We start from the raw sequence: 15,075 nt of genomic DNA, 5'->3' as shown, positions 1-15,075 counted from the left end.
GTGGGCCGCGCCGGCCCCGCGTCGGGTCCGGGTCGGACGGGTCAGCGGCGGCGGGCGCGGGTGCGCTTGACCTTGAGTTCCTGGAAGCGCGGGACGTCGCCCTCCCGGATCCGCTGCCAGGCCCGCCGGTAGAGGTCCGCGGCCGGTTCGGCCGGTGCCAGGACGCCCAGCAGCGGGCGGCCGCCGGGGGCGAGACCGTACAGCGGCAGCTTCCACTGCTCCACGGGCAGGGCCGGGGCGGGCTGGTCGGCCCATCCGCCGGGCAGGAACAGCGAGCGTCCGGCCCGGCTGCGGTCGGCCGTCACCACCAGGTCGGTGGCGGCCAGTTCGGCGCGGGCGGCCTTGAGGCGGGCCGGCTTCCAGCCCGTCCACCGGGCGGTGTTGCGGTCGGTGGGGTCGGGCATGGCGAGCAGGGCCAGGTACAGGGCGGCCGCGTCGGCGCCCAGCCCGTACGCGGCGCTCACCTCCGCCACCAGGTCGGGGACCGAGCGGCTCGGGTCCTGCGGCCACCACGTGCCGTCGGCGTCGGCCGTGCCGGCCGCGGGCGCGCCCGGGTCGGCGAGCAGGGCGGCGAAGCGCGGGTCGTGGGCGGCGCGCAGGGCCGTCTCGACCGCCAGGGGCTGCTGGTCGTCGCCGCGCAGGGCCGGCAGGTAGGGGTCGGAGCCGGTGGAGTCCAGCAGTGCCGGGCGCACCGCGGGCCTGGGCCGGGAGTCGTGGGTGGCCATGACGACCGCGCCGTAGCGCTCGTAGCCCTCGCCGGTCTCGGTCGGGGTGCCGGCGACCTTCCGGAAGTCCGGCAGGCTGGTGTAGTGGGCGACCTCCAGGAGGAGTTCGGGCGCGGCGAGCCGCTGCCGTACGGCGGTCAGTACGGGCGGCAGGGCCGCTCGTACGGGGTCGCCGGCCGGCAGCCGGTGGGCCAGCCAGGTGCTCATGGCCAGGGTCGCGATCAGGACCTGCGCGGTGAACGGGCCGGTGACGGCCACGGCGGGCTCCACGTGGTCGCCCTTGACGGTCCACGGCACGTCGGCGGAGAGCTCGTGGGAGGCGGCCGGGGCGAGGACCGCGGCGAGCACGCGGTGGGCGGGCCATCCGCCGCGGACGGCACGCGCGGCCTCGGTGGCCAGCCAGTCCGGTACGGGGGTACGGCGGCCCACGTGCCGGTTCCACACCTCCGCGGCGGCCGTCACGTCGGGGCCTTCGCTCCACAGGCGGGCCGGGTCGGCGGGCAGCAGGGCCGCGACCACGGCGCGCCGGACCTCCTCGCCGAGGGCCTGGAGCTCGTCACGGGCGAAGGCGGCGTCGGTCGCCTTGACGCCGAGGGCGGTGCGCACCTGCGCGGGCAGGAAGGTGCGGTCGTAGCTGTTGACGTGGGGCAGGCCCGCGACCACCAGGGCGGCGAGGGCGCCGGAGACCCCGGTGAGCCGGGAGAACTCCTGCGCGGCCTCCGGGCGGAAGGGCAGTGGGCCGTGCTCGGCCGCCGCGCGGAGGAAGGCGGTCAGCCAGCCGGCGTCCCGGTCGGGGTCGCCGAGAGGTGTCGCGCGGCGCACGGTGTAGGGGCCGGGGACGGTGAAGCCGCCGGTCGGATCGTGCAGGAGGGCGCCGAACTCGTGGCCGTCGGGCAGGGAGTCGCCGGACTCGGTGACGGCGAGGACGGCTCCGCCGCCCAGCGGCAGCAGGCTGCGGTGGTAGCGGTTGCGGCCGAGGCCGTCGGGGCCGGTCAGGTGGGCGTGGTCGAGGTGGACCACGACCCGGCGCCAGCGGTCGGCCGAGCCCTGCGCCGATGCCATGCCGAGGGTGTCCACCGCGCCGAGGAGGGTGAGGAGGGCTTCCCGCTGTTCGTCGGGGGTCGTCGCGGCTGCGGCCCGGTAGGCGGCGGCCGCGGGCTGGTCGAGCATCGGTGCCCAGGTGAAGGTGGCGTAGGGCAGCGCGGGGGTGTCGAAGTGGAGCATGCCGGGCACGGCGGTGACGTCGGTCGCGGTGCGGGCTTCGCCGAGCAGGGTCAGCGTGTGGTGCACGCCGTCGTGGTCGCTGTCGTGGCGGTAGTGGCCGGATGCGAGGAGCCCGTTCAGGGCTTCGCCGATCAGCTGGTCGGAGGGTCCCTGTTCGCGCGCGTCGACGGGGGCGGTGTCCGCGTTCAGCCGGGCCGAGATCCCGTCGAGGGCTTTCTGCTGGGTGAGGGCGAACCGCAGGACCGCGAGGATGCCGCCGATCAGCTTCGGGTCGGTGACCTGTGGCAGGGCCGCGCGCACCAGGTCCGGCAGCTCGTCGGCCTTCGTCACGGCCGCCGCGGCCTTGAGGAGGGCGCCGACGGTCTCGCGGTCGGCGGTGCGCAGCGCGACCGAGCCCTGCGGGTCACGGGGGCGCAGCGCGTACCAGTGGGAGAGCGGCGGCAGGTCCACGCTGCCGGTGCTGAAGGGGGGATCGTGGCGGTCGTTGTGGGTGCGGGTGGTCAGGACGCCGTCGGGGTCGGTGAGGGTGAGCTCGCGCCAGCTGTGCGAGAGGGCGCGCGGGCGGTCGTCGCCGGGGAAGGTGAGGGCCGCGACCGGCTTGTCCCCGCCTTCGGGGACGGTGACGGTGCGTCCGCCGGTGTCGGTGCCGGCCCAGCCGTTGCCGGGAATGCGTACGGCGTGCCAGCCGAGGAGGCCGTCGACGGGGGCGCCGAGCACGGAGCCCGCCACGGTGGGCGTGGGCAGCAGACGGCTGGAGAACCGGGAGGCGGCCTTCCCGGCGTGCTCCTTCAGGCTGTCGGTGAAGAACGCCGGTACGGAGGAGCGTCCGTGGGCCCCGGTCGCCGGGTCGTACTCGATCCAGCCGCTGTCGCTGTCGTCGGCCCGGTCGCGCTGCCGCCACACCCAGTAGGAGGTGCCGTCGGACAGGACCGGCCGCTCGTCGGGCAGCCGGGTGTCGCCGCGGTGCAGGACGCCGCCGCCGGTGGTGCGTCCGCCGCCGGGCAGTTGCAGGGAGAGGTGGTCGCCGCGCAGGGACCAGTAGGTGCGGTCGGTGTCCAGGGTGAAGACGGTGCCGGGCGAGGAGTGCCAGTAGCCCTCGACGCGGCCGGCGCTCCAGTCGGCCCAGAACACGAGCAGTTCGCCGTCGACGTAGTGGAATCCCATGCGGCGGTGGGAGCCGGCCGGCAGGCGCAGGTCGTGGGTGAGGACGGTCGAGTCGGCGTCGATGACGCGGACCTGGGCCGTGTTGGCGACGATCAGGTACGGCCAGGCCTCGGCGACGGTGAGGCCGTCGCGGTCCTTGCCGGGGGTCAGTTCGGCGACGGCGTCCTCCCAGGAGGGCCAGGCCAGCTCCTCGAAGAGGCCGCCGCGCAGGGTGCGGGCGAGGGTCTCCCCGAGGTCGGCGGCGGCCGCGGCGGCGACCTCCTCGGGGGCGAGCGCCAGGGCTTCGACGGGCAGCCAGGTCAGCCGCTCGATGGCGTCGGGGACTGCGGGCAGGCCGGCGGCGACGGAGGCGCGGGCGACGTCGGCCATCCACGCGGCCAGCAGCGGGCGCGCGCCGGGCGAGGCCGCGACGTGCCGGACGATGTCGGCGCCGCCGCTGCCGATGCCGTACAGCGCCCGGCGGAAAGCGGGGTGGAAGCGCGGGTCCGCGGCGACCGCGGCGAGGTCGCGTCGCTCGTCGCGGTCGGCCCAGTCGGACAGGTTCAGCGTGTCGTGGTGGTGCCGCGTCTTGTGTTCCTCAGGTGTGACGACGGGGACGTCGAGGGTGAGGAGCAGGTCGAGGAGGTCGGCGTCCTGGACGCCGACCTGCAGGCCGGCCTCCCGTCCGGGGCGGTCGAGTTCGGCGCGCAGCTGCGGGGCGCAGCGCTCGACGACGTCGAGGAGGGCCGGGTTCGTGGGGCGGCGGCCCCAGCCGGAGTGGCGGGCGGTGCAGAAGCGTTCGAGCCAGCCGGCGGTGCCGTCGGCGCAGCGCTCCTCGTCGGGCAGGGTGTCGTCGGCGAGTCCGGCGGTGGCGCCGGACTCCTCCAGGACGTCCAGCCACAGGTCGACGAGGTCGACGTCGCCGCCGGGCGGGGTCAGTGCGAGGAGCGTGCCGCGTACGGCGGGGACGCGGCGGGCGAGCGCGACGAGGGCGCCGCGGTGGGCCTTCCACCAGCCGAGCGCGGCGCGCAGGGTGGCGGGCAGGGGCAGCAGTTCGGCGAGGTACTCCTCTTCCGGCTCGGTGCCGGTCAGGCCCGCGGCGCGGGCGAGGCGGCGCAGTTCGACGGCGGCCTGCGCGGAGGGCGGCAGGCCGCCCGCGGTGCGGCGTACGCACAGGCGGCGGAAGCGCTCGTAGGCCTCGGCGGGGCTGACGCGGACGGCCAGGGCCTTGGCGTAGCCGGACAGCACCTTCACCGGCAGGGCGCCGGCGAGCGCGAATTCGAGGAAGACGGAGTCGAGGCGGTCCTCGTCGACGTCCAGGCCGTGCTGGGCCTCGGCGGTGCGGGCGCGGCCGAAGAGCTGGGCGGCGTAGGTGGTGTTCTCGACGGCGAGGAGGATCCGGGCGGCCTGCTCGTGGAAGAGGGGCAGGAAGTGCGGCACGGAGGCGGCGAGCCGGTCGGCGAGTTCGAGGCAGGCGTCGAGCGCGGCCTTGGGCTTGGTCCTGGCCTGACGGGCGATCCGGTCGAGCTCGGGGACGACGGCGAGGGCGTGGTGGCCGTCCTCGGGGTGGTGCACGAGCACCCACTCGGGGAAGCCGAGTGCCTGGCGGCGGCTCAGGCCGACGACGGGCGGCTCGCCCTCGTCGCGTACGAGGCCCAGGAAGCCGGCGGCGAGGTCCTCGGCCGCGCCGAGTTCGGCGGGGGCGAGGCGGACGACGACGCGGTCCTCGTCGAGGCCGGGGTGGCGGTAGGTGCGGGCGGTCAGGTCGACGGCGTCGGCTCCGGCGCCGGTGGTGCCGTTGGGGAGGACGGCGCCGGCCCGCAGCAGCAGGTCGGTCCCGGTCGCCCCGGTGTCTCTCAGGTTGTCGCTCATGCGTCCCCGCCCTCCTCGATCTTGCGCCCGGCGTACAGTGCCGCGGCCATGCGCATTCCTTCGGACCAGGCCACCGGTCCGACCTTCGCCAGCGGTACCGCCCGGCCGTCCTCGTCGTGCCAGCTGAGCCCGCCGGTGGTGGTCTCCTCGTCGTAGTAGGGCTCGCCGATCCACACCGCCGCCTCCGTGCCGGAGCCGGCTTCCGCGTCGCGGACCTTGCAGGTGGCGTAGCCGCCGGAGACCCGGTAGCCGAGGGCGGTCGCGCGGGCGGCGAGGCTGAAGCGGGTGGGGAAGACACCGCCCGCGTAGTCACGGACCTCGGTGGCGGTGGCGGAGACCTCGTCGGGCTTGCGCCAGGTGGCGCGGTGGATCTGCTCGACCTGCTGCACGATGCCGAGTTCGGCCGCGAACTCCCGTACGTCGTCCAGGTCGGGCAGCAGCACGGGGTGGGGCAGGGTCACCGTACGCGGGGAGAGCCGTACGGTCTCGCCGTCGAGGTTGACCACCTTCAGCTCGCCGGACGCGGTGGCGTCCCGCAGGAAGCCCACCTCGTCGGGGTCGTCACCGACGACGGCCACGTCGCGCAGGGCGTTCTGCCAGGCCTCGTCGGGCCAGACCCGGGCGAGCAGTTCGGTCGGGACGGGCAGCGAGGACACCATCCAGCCGTCGACCTGGGCGACGCAGGCCGCCGCGTGCCGGTCGAGCCATTCGGCGAGCCGGCGCAGCCGGTCCACCTCGGGATGGTCCTTCAGTGCCTTGGGCAGTGTCTTCAACTGCCGTCCCGCTGCCCGGCCGGTGACGGACCTCGCCGTCACCCGCCCCTCCACGAGGGCGATCTCGTACCCCTCGCCCGCTGCCAGCCATGCCATCAGACTGTGCCCCTCCGCCTGTCCGTACCTGGTGCGCGCAGCCCTGACAGGGGGGACCAGACCCCCCTGAGCTGCGGTATGCCGGGAGACTAGCGAGAGCCTCTGACAACGCCCCCTCCCGGGGCCGGGACGAAGAGGCAGGCGTCGCGTGCGGCCGGCGCGCGTCCCGGTGACGGGGCGCTGCGTCGACCGGGGGCGCCGGTCGTGCTGCCGGTCATGGCCGAAGGCGACGCATGGGTGGCGCAATACCGTCTGTGGCCTGGGCAAACTCCGTACGCGGCAAGATCACCTCATAGAGGTAATCGCCTCTGGTCTCTCCGGAGCTCAGGAGTGCCGGCCGCTAGCGTTCTCAACGAATCCGGCCCGATTCCCGGATTTTTGTTCCATTTACCTCTTTTCCCAAGGATGCGCGCGTACAGCCGCCCACAGCCCTCGTGAAGGAGAACGCGTCGATGACCGTTGACACCGGCCCGGAAGCCCCGTTGGAGCCGCCCCGGCAGTCGAGCCTGGGGACCGCGGCCGCGCGCAACCTCGCCACGACGACCAAGTCCGCACCGCAGATGCAGGAGATCACCTCCCGCTGGCTGCTCCGGGTCCTGCCCTGGGTGGAGACGAAGGGCGGCACCTACCGGGTGAACCGCCGGCTGAGCTACACCGTCGGCGACGGGCGCGTCGAGTTCGTCCAGGACGGCAGCAGCGTGCGGGTGATCCCCCGCGAACTCGGCGAACTGGCACTGCTGCAGGGCTTCGACGACGTGGAGGTGCTCACCGCGATCGCCGGCCGCTGCGTGCAGCACGACTTCCGGGCCGGCGAGGTGCTGGTGGAACGCGGTGGCCCCGCGGAGCGGGTCCACCTGATCGCCCACGGCCGGATCAGCCAGACGTCCGTGGGCAAGTACGGGGACCAGATCGCGGTCGCGGTGCTGGCCGACGGTGACCGGTTCGGTGAGAACGCCCTGCTGGACGCCGACGCCACGTGGGACCACACGGCCACGGCCGAGACCTCGGGCACCCTGCTCACCCTGTCCCGCGCCGACTTCGAGGCCGTGGTGGCCACGGCGCCGCATCTCCAGGCCCACCTCCGGGAGTTCAGCGCGCTTCCCCTCCAGCGGCAGAACAAGCACGGCGAGGCCGAGATCGCGATGTCCGCCGGGCACACCGGCGAGGCCGAGCTGCCCGGTACGTACGTCGACTACGAACTGAAGCCCCGCGAGTACGAACTCTCCCTCGCCCAGACCGTACTGCGGGTCCACACGAGGGTCGCCGACCTCTACAACGAGCCGATGAACCAGACCAAGGAGCAACTCCGGCTCACCATCGAGGCGCTGCGCGAGCGCCAGGAGCACGAGCTCATCAACAACCCGGAGTTCGGCCTGCTCCACAACGCCGACTTCAAGCAGCGGATCCAGACCCACTCCGGCCCTCCCACCCCGGACGACCTCGACGAGCTGCTCTGCCGCCGGCGCGGATCGAAGTACTTCCTCGCCCACCCCAGGACCATCGCGGCCATGGGGCGGGAGTTCAACGCGCGCGGGCTGTATCCGGACCACGTCGACCTCGGCGGGCAGCAGGTCCCGGCCTGGCGCGGCGTACCGATCCTGCCCTGCAGCAAGATCCCCATCACCAAGGAGAACACCAGCTCGATCCTCGTCATGCGCACCGGGGAGGACAACCAGGGCGTCATCGGTCTGCGCCAGACAGGGCTGCCGGAGGAGTACGAGCCGGGCCTGTCCGTCCGGTTCATGGGCATCGACGAGCGGTCGATCATCTCCTACCTGGTCACCACCTACTACTCCGCCGCCATCCTGGTGCCCGACGCGCTCGGCGTGCTGGAGAACGTACAGATCGGCCGCAGGCGCGAGTAGCGGACCCCGGCCCAGGCCGCCGCGGCCCGGGCCGCTCCCCCGGCCTTCCCGGGCATGGGCCTTCCCGGAGCATCCGGACGGGTCGAGCCGTGCACGGGATCCCAGACAGCTCACCCTTCTCACAAGGAGCTACGGATGCCCGACCCCGGGCCTTCCCCCCAATCGGGCCTGCCCGCCGCTGCGGCTCACTTCGGGGCCTACGTCCTCGCGAACGCCCAGGCCCACGCGGCCTCCGGCCTCGACGCCCCGCCCGCGCTGCCCGGTGTACCCGCGGTTCCCGGCATGCCGGGAACCGCGGGCATGCCCGCCGGAGCTGTCGTACCCGCGGACGTGCCGGCACCCGCCGCGGTGCCGACGCCCGCCGCGGTGCCGACGCCCGCGGACGTGTCGGCGCCCGCGGACGGTGCCGTGTCCTCCGGTCATCCGGACGTCCTGGAACGGCTCCTGCGCGGCCCGAGCGGCGTGGGCACGGCCGGCCTGTACCTGACGGAGCGCCCGGAGCCCGTACGGCCTGCGGCGCCGGAGGCGGCGCCCGCCGGACCGGCGGCCGGCAGCCCCGTCCCGGGCCTCTACCACCACCCGGTTCCGGAGCCCGATCCGGCGCGGGTGGAGGAGGTCGGCCGCAGGATCAAGGCCTGGGCGATCGACGAGGTCGAGCTGTACCCCGAGGAGTGGGAGGAGCAGTTCGACGGCTTCTCCGTCGGGCGCTACATGGTCGCCTGCCATCCGGACGCCCCCACCGTCGAGCACCTGATGCTCGCCACGCGGTTGATGGTCGCCGAGAACGCCGTCGACGACTGCTACTGCGAGGACCACGGTGGCTCGCCCATCGGTCTCGGCGGGCGGCTCCTGCTGGCCCACACCGCCCTCGACGCCGTCCACACGACGAAGGAGTACCAGCCGCACTGGGCGCAGTCGCTGCACTCGGACGCCCCGCGGCGCGCCTACCGCTCCGCCATGGAGTACTTCGTCCGGCAGTCCTCGCCCTCCCAGGCCGACCGGTTCCGGCACGACATGGCCCGGCTGCACCTGGGCTACCTCGCCGAGGGCGCCTGGGCGCAGACGGACTACGTGCCCGAGGTCTGGGAGTACCTGGCGATGCGGCAGTTCAACAACTTCCGCCCCTGCCCCACCATCACCGACACCGTCGGCGGCTACGAACTGCCGGCGGACCTGCACGCCCTGCCCGCCATGCAGCGGGTGATCGCGCTCGCCTCGAACGCCACGACCATCGTCAACGACCTCTACTCGTACACCAAGGAACTCGCCGGCCCGGGCCGCCATCTCAACCTGCCCGTGGTGATCGCGGAGCGCGAGAACGCCTCCGAGCGGGACGCCTACCTGAAGGCGGTCGAGGTCCACAACGACCTCATGCACGACTTCGAAGCCGAAGCCGCCGCGCTGGCCACCGCCTGCCCCGTCCCCAGTGTGCTGCGCTTCCTGCGCGGCGTGTCCGCCTGGGTCGACGGCAACCACTACTGGCACCAGACCAATACCTACCGCTACAGCCTCCCCGATTTCTGGTAAATACCGCTCCCGATAGGAAGACTTATGACCAGTACGGACTTCACCACCGCCCCCGCCTCCGTGTTCATCCCCGCCCCCGCGACCGCCTACCAGCGGGACATCGCCCAGTACTGGGACCACGAGGCCAGGCCCGTGAACCTGCGTCTGGGTGATGTCGACGGCCTCTACCACCACCACTACGGCATCGGCGACGTGGACCACGCCGCACTCGGCGACGCGGACGACGGCGGCTACGAGAAGAGGCTGATCGCCGAACTCCACCGCCTGGAGTCGGCGCAGGCCGAGGTCCTCCTGGACCACCTCGGCCCCATCGGGCGCGACGACACCCTCGTGGACGCCGGCTGCGGCCGCGGCGGATCGATGGTCATGGCCCACCAGCGCTTCGGCAGCACGGTCGAGGGCGTCACCCTGTCGGCGAAGCAGGCCGACTTCGCCAACCGGCGCGCCGGCGAACTCGGCATCGAGGACCACGTCCGCGCCCGTGTCTGCAACATGCTCAGCATGCCCTTCGAGACCGGGCAGGCCGCGGCCTCGTGGAACAACGAGTCGAGCATGTACGTCGATCTGCACGACCTGTTCGCCGAGCACTCCCGCATCCTCGCGGTCGGTGGCCGGTACGTGACCATCACGGGCTGCTGGAACCCGCGGTACGGCCAGCCCTCGAAGTGGGTCTCGCAGATCAACGCCCACTTCGAGTGCAACATCCACTCCCGGCGGGAGTACCTGCGCGCGATGGCCGACAACCGCCTCGTACCGCAGGCGGTCATCGACCTGACTCCCGACACCCTGCCCTACTGGGAACTGCGGGCCACGTCCTCCCTGGTCACGGGCATCGAGGAGGCGTTCATCAACTCCTACAAGGACGGCTCGTTCCAGTACGTCCTGATCGCAGCCGACCGCATCTGACCGCCGGCGTCCGCACGGGGTCCGCCGTGGGCGGTCATCCGCCCGCGGCGTCCTCGGGCTGCCAGCGCAGCAGGTCACCCGGCTGGCACTCGAGCACCTCGCACAGCGCGGCGAGCGTCGCGAAGCGCACCGCCTTCGCGCGGCCGTTCTTGAGCACCGCCAGGTTGGCGGGTGTGATCCCCACCCGGTCCGCGAGCTCGCCCACGGACATCTTCCGCCTCGCCAGCATCACGTCGATGTCGACGGCGATCGGCATCAGATCACCTCGTCCAGCTCGGCGCGCATCTGCGCCGCTTCGACGTCGCGGGCGACGGCCTGGGCGAGCAGCATCCGCAGCACGAGCACGATCAGCGCGACTCCCAGGATGGCCACGCCGACCCCGGCCATGATGACGGTGACGCCCGGGTCCTCCCGCTGGCCGGGCGCGTTGACGGCGGTGACCGCGAACCACAGGAGGGCGGCCGCGACGATCGCGCCGATCACGACGTCCACGTACCGGAAGGCGGCGTGGGAGAACACGGTGCCGCGTCGCACCATCGTCACCAGCCGCCATACGCAGACCAGGGCGACCTGGACGGACACCATGCCCAGGAACGTGATCACGCGCAGCGGGGTCAGCGGGAGCGACCCGTCCTCCGGGTCCGTGAACAACGCCCACACCATCAACGCCTGCACGAACACCGTGCCCGCGAGAACCACCACGAGCACGGCGCGCAGCGCACGCACCGCCAGCTCTCCCATGACCCCACCTTCCATCGACCGACGATGGAAATCTATCGAATATCGATAGGTAGAGGCAAGTGCTGGTGACGCCATGCCCCGAGAGCCGATCACGGCCCTCTTGTCTATGCGTGGGCGTCGGCCGCGCCCGCTGCCCGGGACCTGACCAGCAGGCCGGCGAGCAGGGCCGCCAGCAGCAGGGCGCCGACCGCCCACCAGAGGGTGTCGGTGTAGCCGTGCAGCAGCTCCTCGGACCGGTCCTCCTCCGACGCGTCGGCCAGCCGGGCGCCGATGAGACCGGTGAGCAGGGCCGCGCCGATCACCTCGCCGAGCTGCCGGGCCGTGACGATGAGCGCCGAGGCCGTACCGGAGTGCTGCGGGTCGACGCCGGCGGTGGCGGTGGCGAAGAGCGGTACGAAGGCCAGGCCGCCGCCGAATCCGGCCAGCAGCATTCCGGGCAGCACGTGGGGCCCGTACCCGCTGCCGGAGTCGATGCCGGCCAGGAGCAGCAGCCCGACCGCCGCGGTCACCAGGCCCGGCACGATCAGCACGCGGGGCTCGGTGCGGTGCTGCAGTCGCGCCGCCACCTGGGTGGCGGCGATGCCGGCCGCCGCGGCCACGGGCAGGAGCATCACCCCGGTCATGCCCGGGGCGTAGCCGAGGACGTACTGCAGGTAGAGGACGAGCGTGGGGAGCAGCGCCAGCAGGCCGGCGCCCGCCAGGACCATGGCCAGGACGCAGCCGACGCGGTCGCGGTCCCAGACGGGGTAGCCGGCCGTCCGCGCACCGGACCTCGCGGTCCGCCGCCGCAGGAAGGCCACGAGCAGGACGACGCCCGTCGCGAGCAGGAGCAGCACCAGGGGCGCGCCCCAGCCGAGCGTCCCGGCCTCGTCCATGCCGTAGATCAGGGCGGCGAGACCGGCGGATCCGAGCAGTACGCCGGGCCGGTCGGAGCGGGCACCGGGGCCGGGGCCGCCCGGCCGGGCCGGCAGCAGGGTGGCCGCGCCGGTCAGCGCGAGCGCCGCGAGCAGGACGCCGGCGTACTGGGACGCGCGCCAGGACAGCAGCTCGGCGAGCCAGCCACCCGCGAGCAGCCCGACGGCCCCGCCGCCGGCCGCGACCGTCCCGTAGATCCCGAAGGCCCGGGCACGTTCGGCCGGGTCGGTGAAGCCGGTGGACACCAGCGACAGCGCGGACGGTGCCAGCAGAGCGGCAAAGGCGCCCTGCAGGGCGCGCGCCGCGATCAGCACACCGGGCCCTGGCGCCGCGCCGCAGAGCGCGGAGGCCACCGCGAAGCCGGCCAGGCCGATGATCAGGACCCGTTTCGCCCCCACCAGGTCGCAGAGGTGACCGCCGAGCAGCAGCAGCCCGCCGAAGGCGAGTACGTACGCTTCGAACGGGTTCAGGACGACGCTGCCGAGATCGAGCTCGGCCCGGACGGTCGGCAGGACCGCGCTGAAGCCCAGCGCGTCGGTCAGCACCAGCAACTGCGTCAGGGCGAGCACCCCCAGGCCCCACCAACGCCTGGGGTGCGGGGCCGTCGGGTCGGGGAGGGCAGCCGGGGGCGGACCGAAGCCCTGTGCGGGGACGAACTGCGCCGCGGCCGGCGCCGTGGGCGCGTAGGAGGGCGGCGGCGACACCGGCTGGTACGGGTGCGGTACGGAGGGGAGCCGGGGGTCCGGCTGTTGCGCGGCGGCCTCGCCGGTGGAGGGGGCGGCAGCGGTGGATGCCTCGGGTGCCCAGTCCAGCAGCCGGGCGGCCCGGCGGCCCAGTTGTGCCAGCACCGTGCCCGGCAGCCACTCCCCGGCGCGGTCGACCGCCGTGCGGGCGGCCACCTCCCGCGGGGTGGGCCGGTCGGCGGGATCCTTCTCCAGGCAGGCGCGTGCGAGAACGGCCAGCGACTGCGGCACGCCGGTGAGGTCCGGTTCCTCCTCGGCGACCCGGAAGAGATGGGCGTTGAGCCCGGAGTCGGCGGCGCCGAAGAGGAGCCGTCCGGTGGAGGCGTACACGAGGACCGCGCCGAGGCAGAAGACATCGCTGGCGGGGGTGAGTTCGAGGCCGCGGACCTGCTCCGGCGACATGAAGCCGGGAGATCCGATGAGCATGCCGGTGCGGGTGTGCAGGCTGTCGCCGGCGAGGCTGTCCATCGCGCGCGCGATGCCGAAGTCGATGACGCGGGGGCCGTCGACGGTGATCAGGACGTTGGACGGCTTCAGGTCACGGTGGATCAGGCCCGCCTCGTGCACGGCGCGCAGGGCATCGGCGAGCCGGTTGGCCAGGGTGTGCACCGAGTGCTCGGGCAGCGGTCCGAAGTCCTCGGCGACCACGGTCCGCAGGTCCGGCCCCGGGATGTACTGCGTCGCCACCCAGGGCACGGCGGCCTCCGGGTCGGCGTCGAGCACCGCGGCCGTCCAGTCCCCGCCCACCCGCCGCGCGGCGGCCACCTCGCGGGCGAAGCGCCTGCGGAACTCGGGGTGCCCGGCGTGCTCGGCCTTCACCACCTTCACGGCGACGGTGCGACCGCCCTCGGAACGGCCCAGATAGACCAGGCCCATACCGCCCTCGCCCAGCCGGGCGATCAGGCGGTACGGGCCGATGCGGGTCGGGTCTGCTGCGATCAACTGGTCCACGGGGACGAAGGTATGCCACCTGTCCGGCAGGGGTGGGCCCATCTCCCGAATGCCCGGAGAATTCCGGCAGGGTGAGCGGCGCGCGGGAGGTGCGGGAGGTCAGGCCGGGGTGCGCAGGCCCGTCAGGAGCTGGTCGAGCGCCTGCTCCGCGGCCTGCGGGTCCCCGCCCCGTGCGATCCAGAGTGCGGTCTCGTTCATCGCCCCCGAGAGCAGCCGGGTCATGGGCTCCACCGGCTGATCGGCGATGATCCCGGCCGCGGCCAGCGCCGTCAGGGCCTCCGAGAGGTGCCGTGCCGAGGATTCCCCGTCCAGGGCCCGCCACTCGTCCCAGCCCAGCACGGCCGGTGCGTCGACCAGCAGGATCTGCCGCACCGCCGGGTCGGTCCCCGCCGCGAGGAAGGCCCGGCAGCCGGCCCGGAGCTGCTCCCAGAGGTCCTCGTACCGCTCGGCCGCCATCGCGACCCGCTCGCCCAGCTGCTGCTGGACCTCGGCGACCACGGCCCGGAAGAGCCCCTCCTTGCTGTCGAAGTGGTGGTAGGCGGCCCCCTTGGTGACCCCGGCGGCCCGCGCCACCTCGGCCAGCACGACGTGGTGGTACCCGTCGGCGGCGAACCGCCGCTGCCCCTCGGCCAGCAGCGCCTGCCGGGTGGCCTCCCGCTGCTCCGCCCGCTTGCCCGCCATCGCGAACGCACCGCCCTTCCCATTTCGCATACCCAGGGTATGCTACATCTATGGTTCGCATACCGAGGGTATGCGAAATGAACCGGAAGGGCTTCTGCCATGACCAGCGCACCCACGACCGTGCCGACCACCAGGCTCGGCGGCTTCTACCCGGTGCTCGCCACCGGGGACGTGGCGGCCTCCCGCGACTTCTACACCCGCCACTTCGGGTTCGAGGTGACCTTCGAGGCCGACTGGTACGTCAGCCTGCGCCGCCCCGACGCCCCGCAGTACGAACTGGCCCTGCTGGACCACGCGCACCCGACCTTGCCCGAGGGGCACCGGACCGCACTCCAGGGCGGCTTGCTGCTGAACTTCGAGGTGGACGACGTGGACCGCGAGTACCGGCGGCTCGTGACGGAGGCCGGCCTGCCCGAGCTGCTGCCCCTGCGGACCGAGGACTTCGGCCAGCGGCACTTCATCGTCGCCGCCCCCGACGGTGTCCTGATCGACGTCATCACCGTCGTCCCGCCCGGCGAGGAGTACGCCGCCGGGTACACCGATTCCTGACCGTCCCCGTCCCGGCACGTATGCGATCATGCGTTCGCCTTGCGGCCGGGGGGACTTCCACCCGGCCGCCCGAACCGGAACGCGCGTGGCGATGGTGGGACTGATGAGCGGCATCGACGGAGGGAGGTCAAGTCGCCCGCGAGAAGCTGCTCCCGGAGAGCGACCGGGGCACCGGAGACCCCACGCCTTCCCCGGATGGCAAGAGCTTCGTGTTCCTCTCCGAGACCGACCGCGACCAGTGGGTGCTCTACCGTTCGGACTTCGCCACCCCGGGGGCCCGGCCCGTGAAGATCGCCGAGCTGCAGCGGCCTCTCGACGGGGCCGGCACCCACCGGGTGTCGCTCATCCGCTGGAGCTGATCCGG

The 15,075-nt window shown here is 73.5% G+C and carries 11 protein-coding genes; 5 read left to right on the top strand and 6 right to left on the bottom strand.

Features of this window, described 5'->3' with window-relative positions:
- Window positions 1–41 precede the first annotated feature (41 nt).
- Window positions 42–4,964, bottom strand: coding sequence for a DNA-binding protein (locus tag ACIPXB_RS32345; protein WP_401455712.1), 4,923 nt, complete (start codon window positions 4,962–4,964; stop codon window positions 42–44).
- Window positions 4,961–5,833: a DUF4132 domain-containing protein gene (locus tag ACIPXB_RS32340; protein WP_401455710.1), complete on the bottom strand. Its 873-nt coding sequence runs from the start codon at window positions 5,831–5,833 to the stop codon at window positions 4,961–4,963. The genes ACIPXB_RS32345 and ACIPXB_RS32340 overlap by 4 nt, the downstream gene beginning before the upstream one ends.
- A gap of 452 nt (window positions 5,834–6,285) precedes the next feature.
- Between ACIPXB_RS32340 and ACIPXB_RS32335 the strand changes: the two genes are divergently transcribed.
- The 3 genes from ACIPXB_RS32335 to ACIPXB_RS32325 all read left to right on the top strand — a co-directional run bounded on the left by ACIPXB_RS32335 (window position 6,286) and on the right by ACIPXB_RS32325 (window position 10,131).
- Window positions 6,286–7,698 (top strand): family 2B encapsulin nanocompartment shell protein, encoded by a 1,413-nt coding sequence (locus ACIPXB_RS32335; protein ID WP_401455708.1) that lies wholly within the window; start codon window positions 6,286–6,288, stop codon window positions 7,696–7,698.
- A 135-nt stretch (window positions 7,699–7,833) separates the two neighbouring features.
- A complete protein-coding gene (locus ACIPXB_RS32330; protein ID WP_401455706.1) occupies window positions 7,834–9,225 on the top strand; it encodes a family 2 encapsulin nanocompartment cargo protein terpene cyclase in 1,392 nt (463 codons plus the stop codon).
- A gap of 24 nt (window positions 9,226–9,249) precedes the next feature.
- On the top strand, window positions 9,250–10,131 hold the full coding sequence (locus ACIPXB_RS32325; protein ID WP_401455705.1) for a geranyl diphosphate 2-C-methyltransferase: 882 nt from the start codon (window positions 9,250–9,252) through the stop codon (window positions 10,129–10,131).
- A gap of 34 nt (window positions 10,132–10,165) precedes the next feature.
- On the opposite strand, the gene ACIPXB_RS32320 is transcribed toward ACIPXB_RS32325, so the two are convergent.
- From ACIPXB_RS32320 to ACIPXB_RS32305, 4 genes are all read right to left on the bottom strand, one after another.
- Complete coding sequence (locus ACIPXB_RS32320) at window positions 10,166–10,387, bottom strand: helix-turn-helix domain-containing protein (RefSeq protein WP_401455704.1); 222 nt, start codon at window positions 10,385–10,387, stop codon at window positions 10,166–10,168.
- Window positions 10,387–10,872, bottom strand: coding sequence for a DUF2975 domain-containing protein (locus ACIPXB_RS32315; protein ID WP_401455702.1), 486 nt, complete (start codon window positions 10,870–10,872; stop codon window positions 10,387–10,389). The genes ACIPXB_RS32320 and ACIPXB_RS32315 overlap by 1 nt, the downstream gene beginning before the upstream one ends.
- Before the next feature lie 104 nt (window positions 10,873–10,976).
- A complete protein-coding gene (locus ACIPXB_RS32310; RefSeq protein WP_401455701.1) occupies window positions 10,977–13,481 on the bottom strand; it encodes an MFS transporter in 2,505 nt (834 codons plus the stop codon).
- Window positions 13,482–13,580: 99 nt separating this feature from the next.
- Window positions 13,581–14,192, bottom strand: coding sequence for a TetR/AcrR family transcriptional regulator (locus ACIPXB_RS32305; protein ID WP_401455698.1), 612 nt, complete (start codon window positions 14,190–14,192; stop codon window positions 13,581–13,583).
- Between the two features lie 69 nt (window positions 14,193–14,261).
- Here ACIPXB_RS32305 and ACIPXB_RS32300 point away from each other — a divergent pair, with 69 nt between their 5' ends.
- Both ACIPXB_RS32300 and ACIPXB_RS32295 read left to right on the top strand, forming a co-directional pair.
- Window positions 14,262–14,711 carry a VOC family protein gene (locus tag ACIPXB_RS32300; protein ID WP_401455696.1) on the top strand — a complete coding sequence of 150 codons (450 nt, stop codon included), beginning with the start codon at window positions 14,262–14,264 and terminating at the stop codon, window positions 14,709–14,711.
- Window positions 14,712–14,920: 209 nt separating this feature from the next.
- Complete coding sequence (locus tag ACIPXB_RS32295; RefSeq protein ID WP_401455693.1) at window positions 14,921–15,070, top strand: hypothetical protein; 150 nt, start codon at window positions 14,921–14,923, stop codon at window positions 15,068–15,070.
- Window positions 15,071–15,075 lie beyond the last annotated feature (5 nt).

The sequence above is a fragment of the Streptomyces sp. NPDC090022 genome (assembly GCF_044748145.1).
In the GTDB taxonomy this organism is placed as follows: Bacteria; Actinomycetota; Actinomycetes; order Streptomycetales; family Streptomycetaceae; genus Streptomyces.
Note: the sequence above shows the minus strand (reverse complement) of the source record. Positions and strands in the feature narration are given on the sequence as shown.

What these genes read in the sequence shown, in the direction of transcription:
- ACIPXB_RS32345 (WP_401455712.1), bottom strand. Translation starts at nt 4,964, where the DNA reads ATGAGCGACAACCTGAGAGACACCGGGGCGACCGGGACCGACCTGCTG.
- ACIPXB_RS32340 (WP_401455710.1), bottom strand. Translation starts at nt 5,833, where the DNA reads ATGGCATGGCTGGCAGCGGGCGAGGGGTACGAGATCGCCCTCGTGGAG.
- ACIPXB_RS32335 (WP_401455708.1), top strand. Translation starts at nt 6,286, where the DNA reads ATGACCGTTGACACCGGCCCGGAAGCCCCGTTGGAGCCGCCCCGGCAG.
- ACIPXB_RS32330 (WP_401455706.1), top strand. Translation starts at nt 7,834, where the DNA reads ATGCCCGACCCCGGGCCTTCCCCCCAATCGGGCCTGCCCGCCGCTGCG.
- ACIPXB_RS32325 (WP_401455705.1), top strand. Translation starts at nt 9,250, where the DNA reads ATGACCAGTACGGACTTCACCACCGCCCCCGCCTCCGTGTTCATCCCC.
- ACIPXB_RS32320 (WP_401455704.1), bottom strand. Translation starts at nt 10,387, where the DNA reads ATGCCGATCGCCGTCGACATCGACGTGATGCTGGCGAGGCGGAAGATG.
- ACIPXB_RS32315 (WP_401455702.1), bottom strand. Translation starts at nt 10,872, where the DNA reads ATGGGAGAGCTGGCGGTGCGTGCGCTGCGCGCCGTGCTCGTGGTGGTT.
- ACIPXB_RS32305 (WP_401455698.1), bottom strand. Translation starts at nt 14,192, where the DNA reads ATGCGAAATGGGAAGGGCGGTGCGTTCGCGATGGCGGGCAAGCGGGCG.
- ACIPXB_RS32300 (WP_401455696.1), top strand. Translation starts at nt 14,262, where the DNA reads ATGACCAGCGCACCCACGACCGTGCCGACCACCAGGCTCGGCGGCTTC.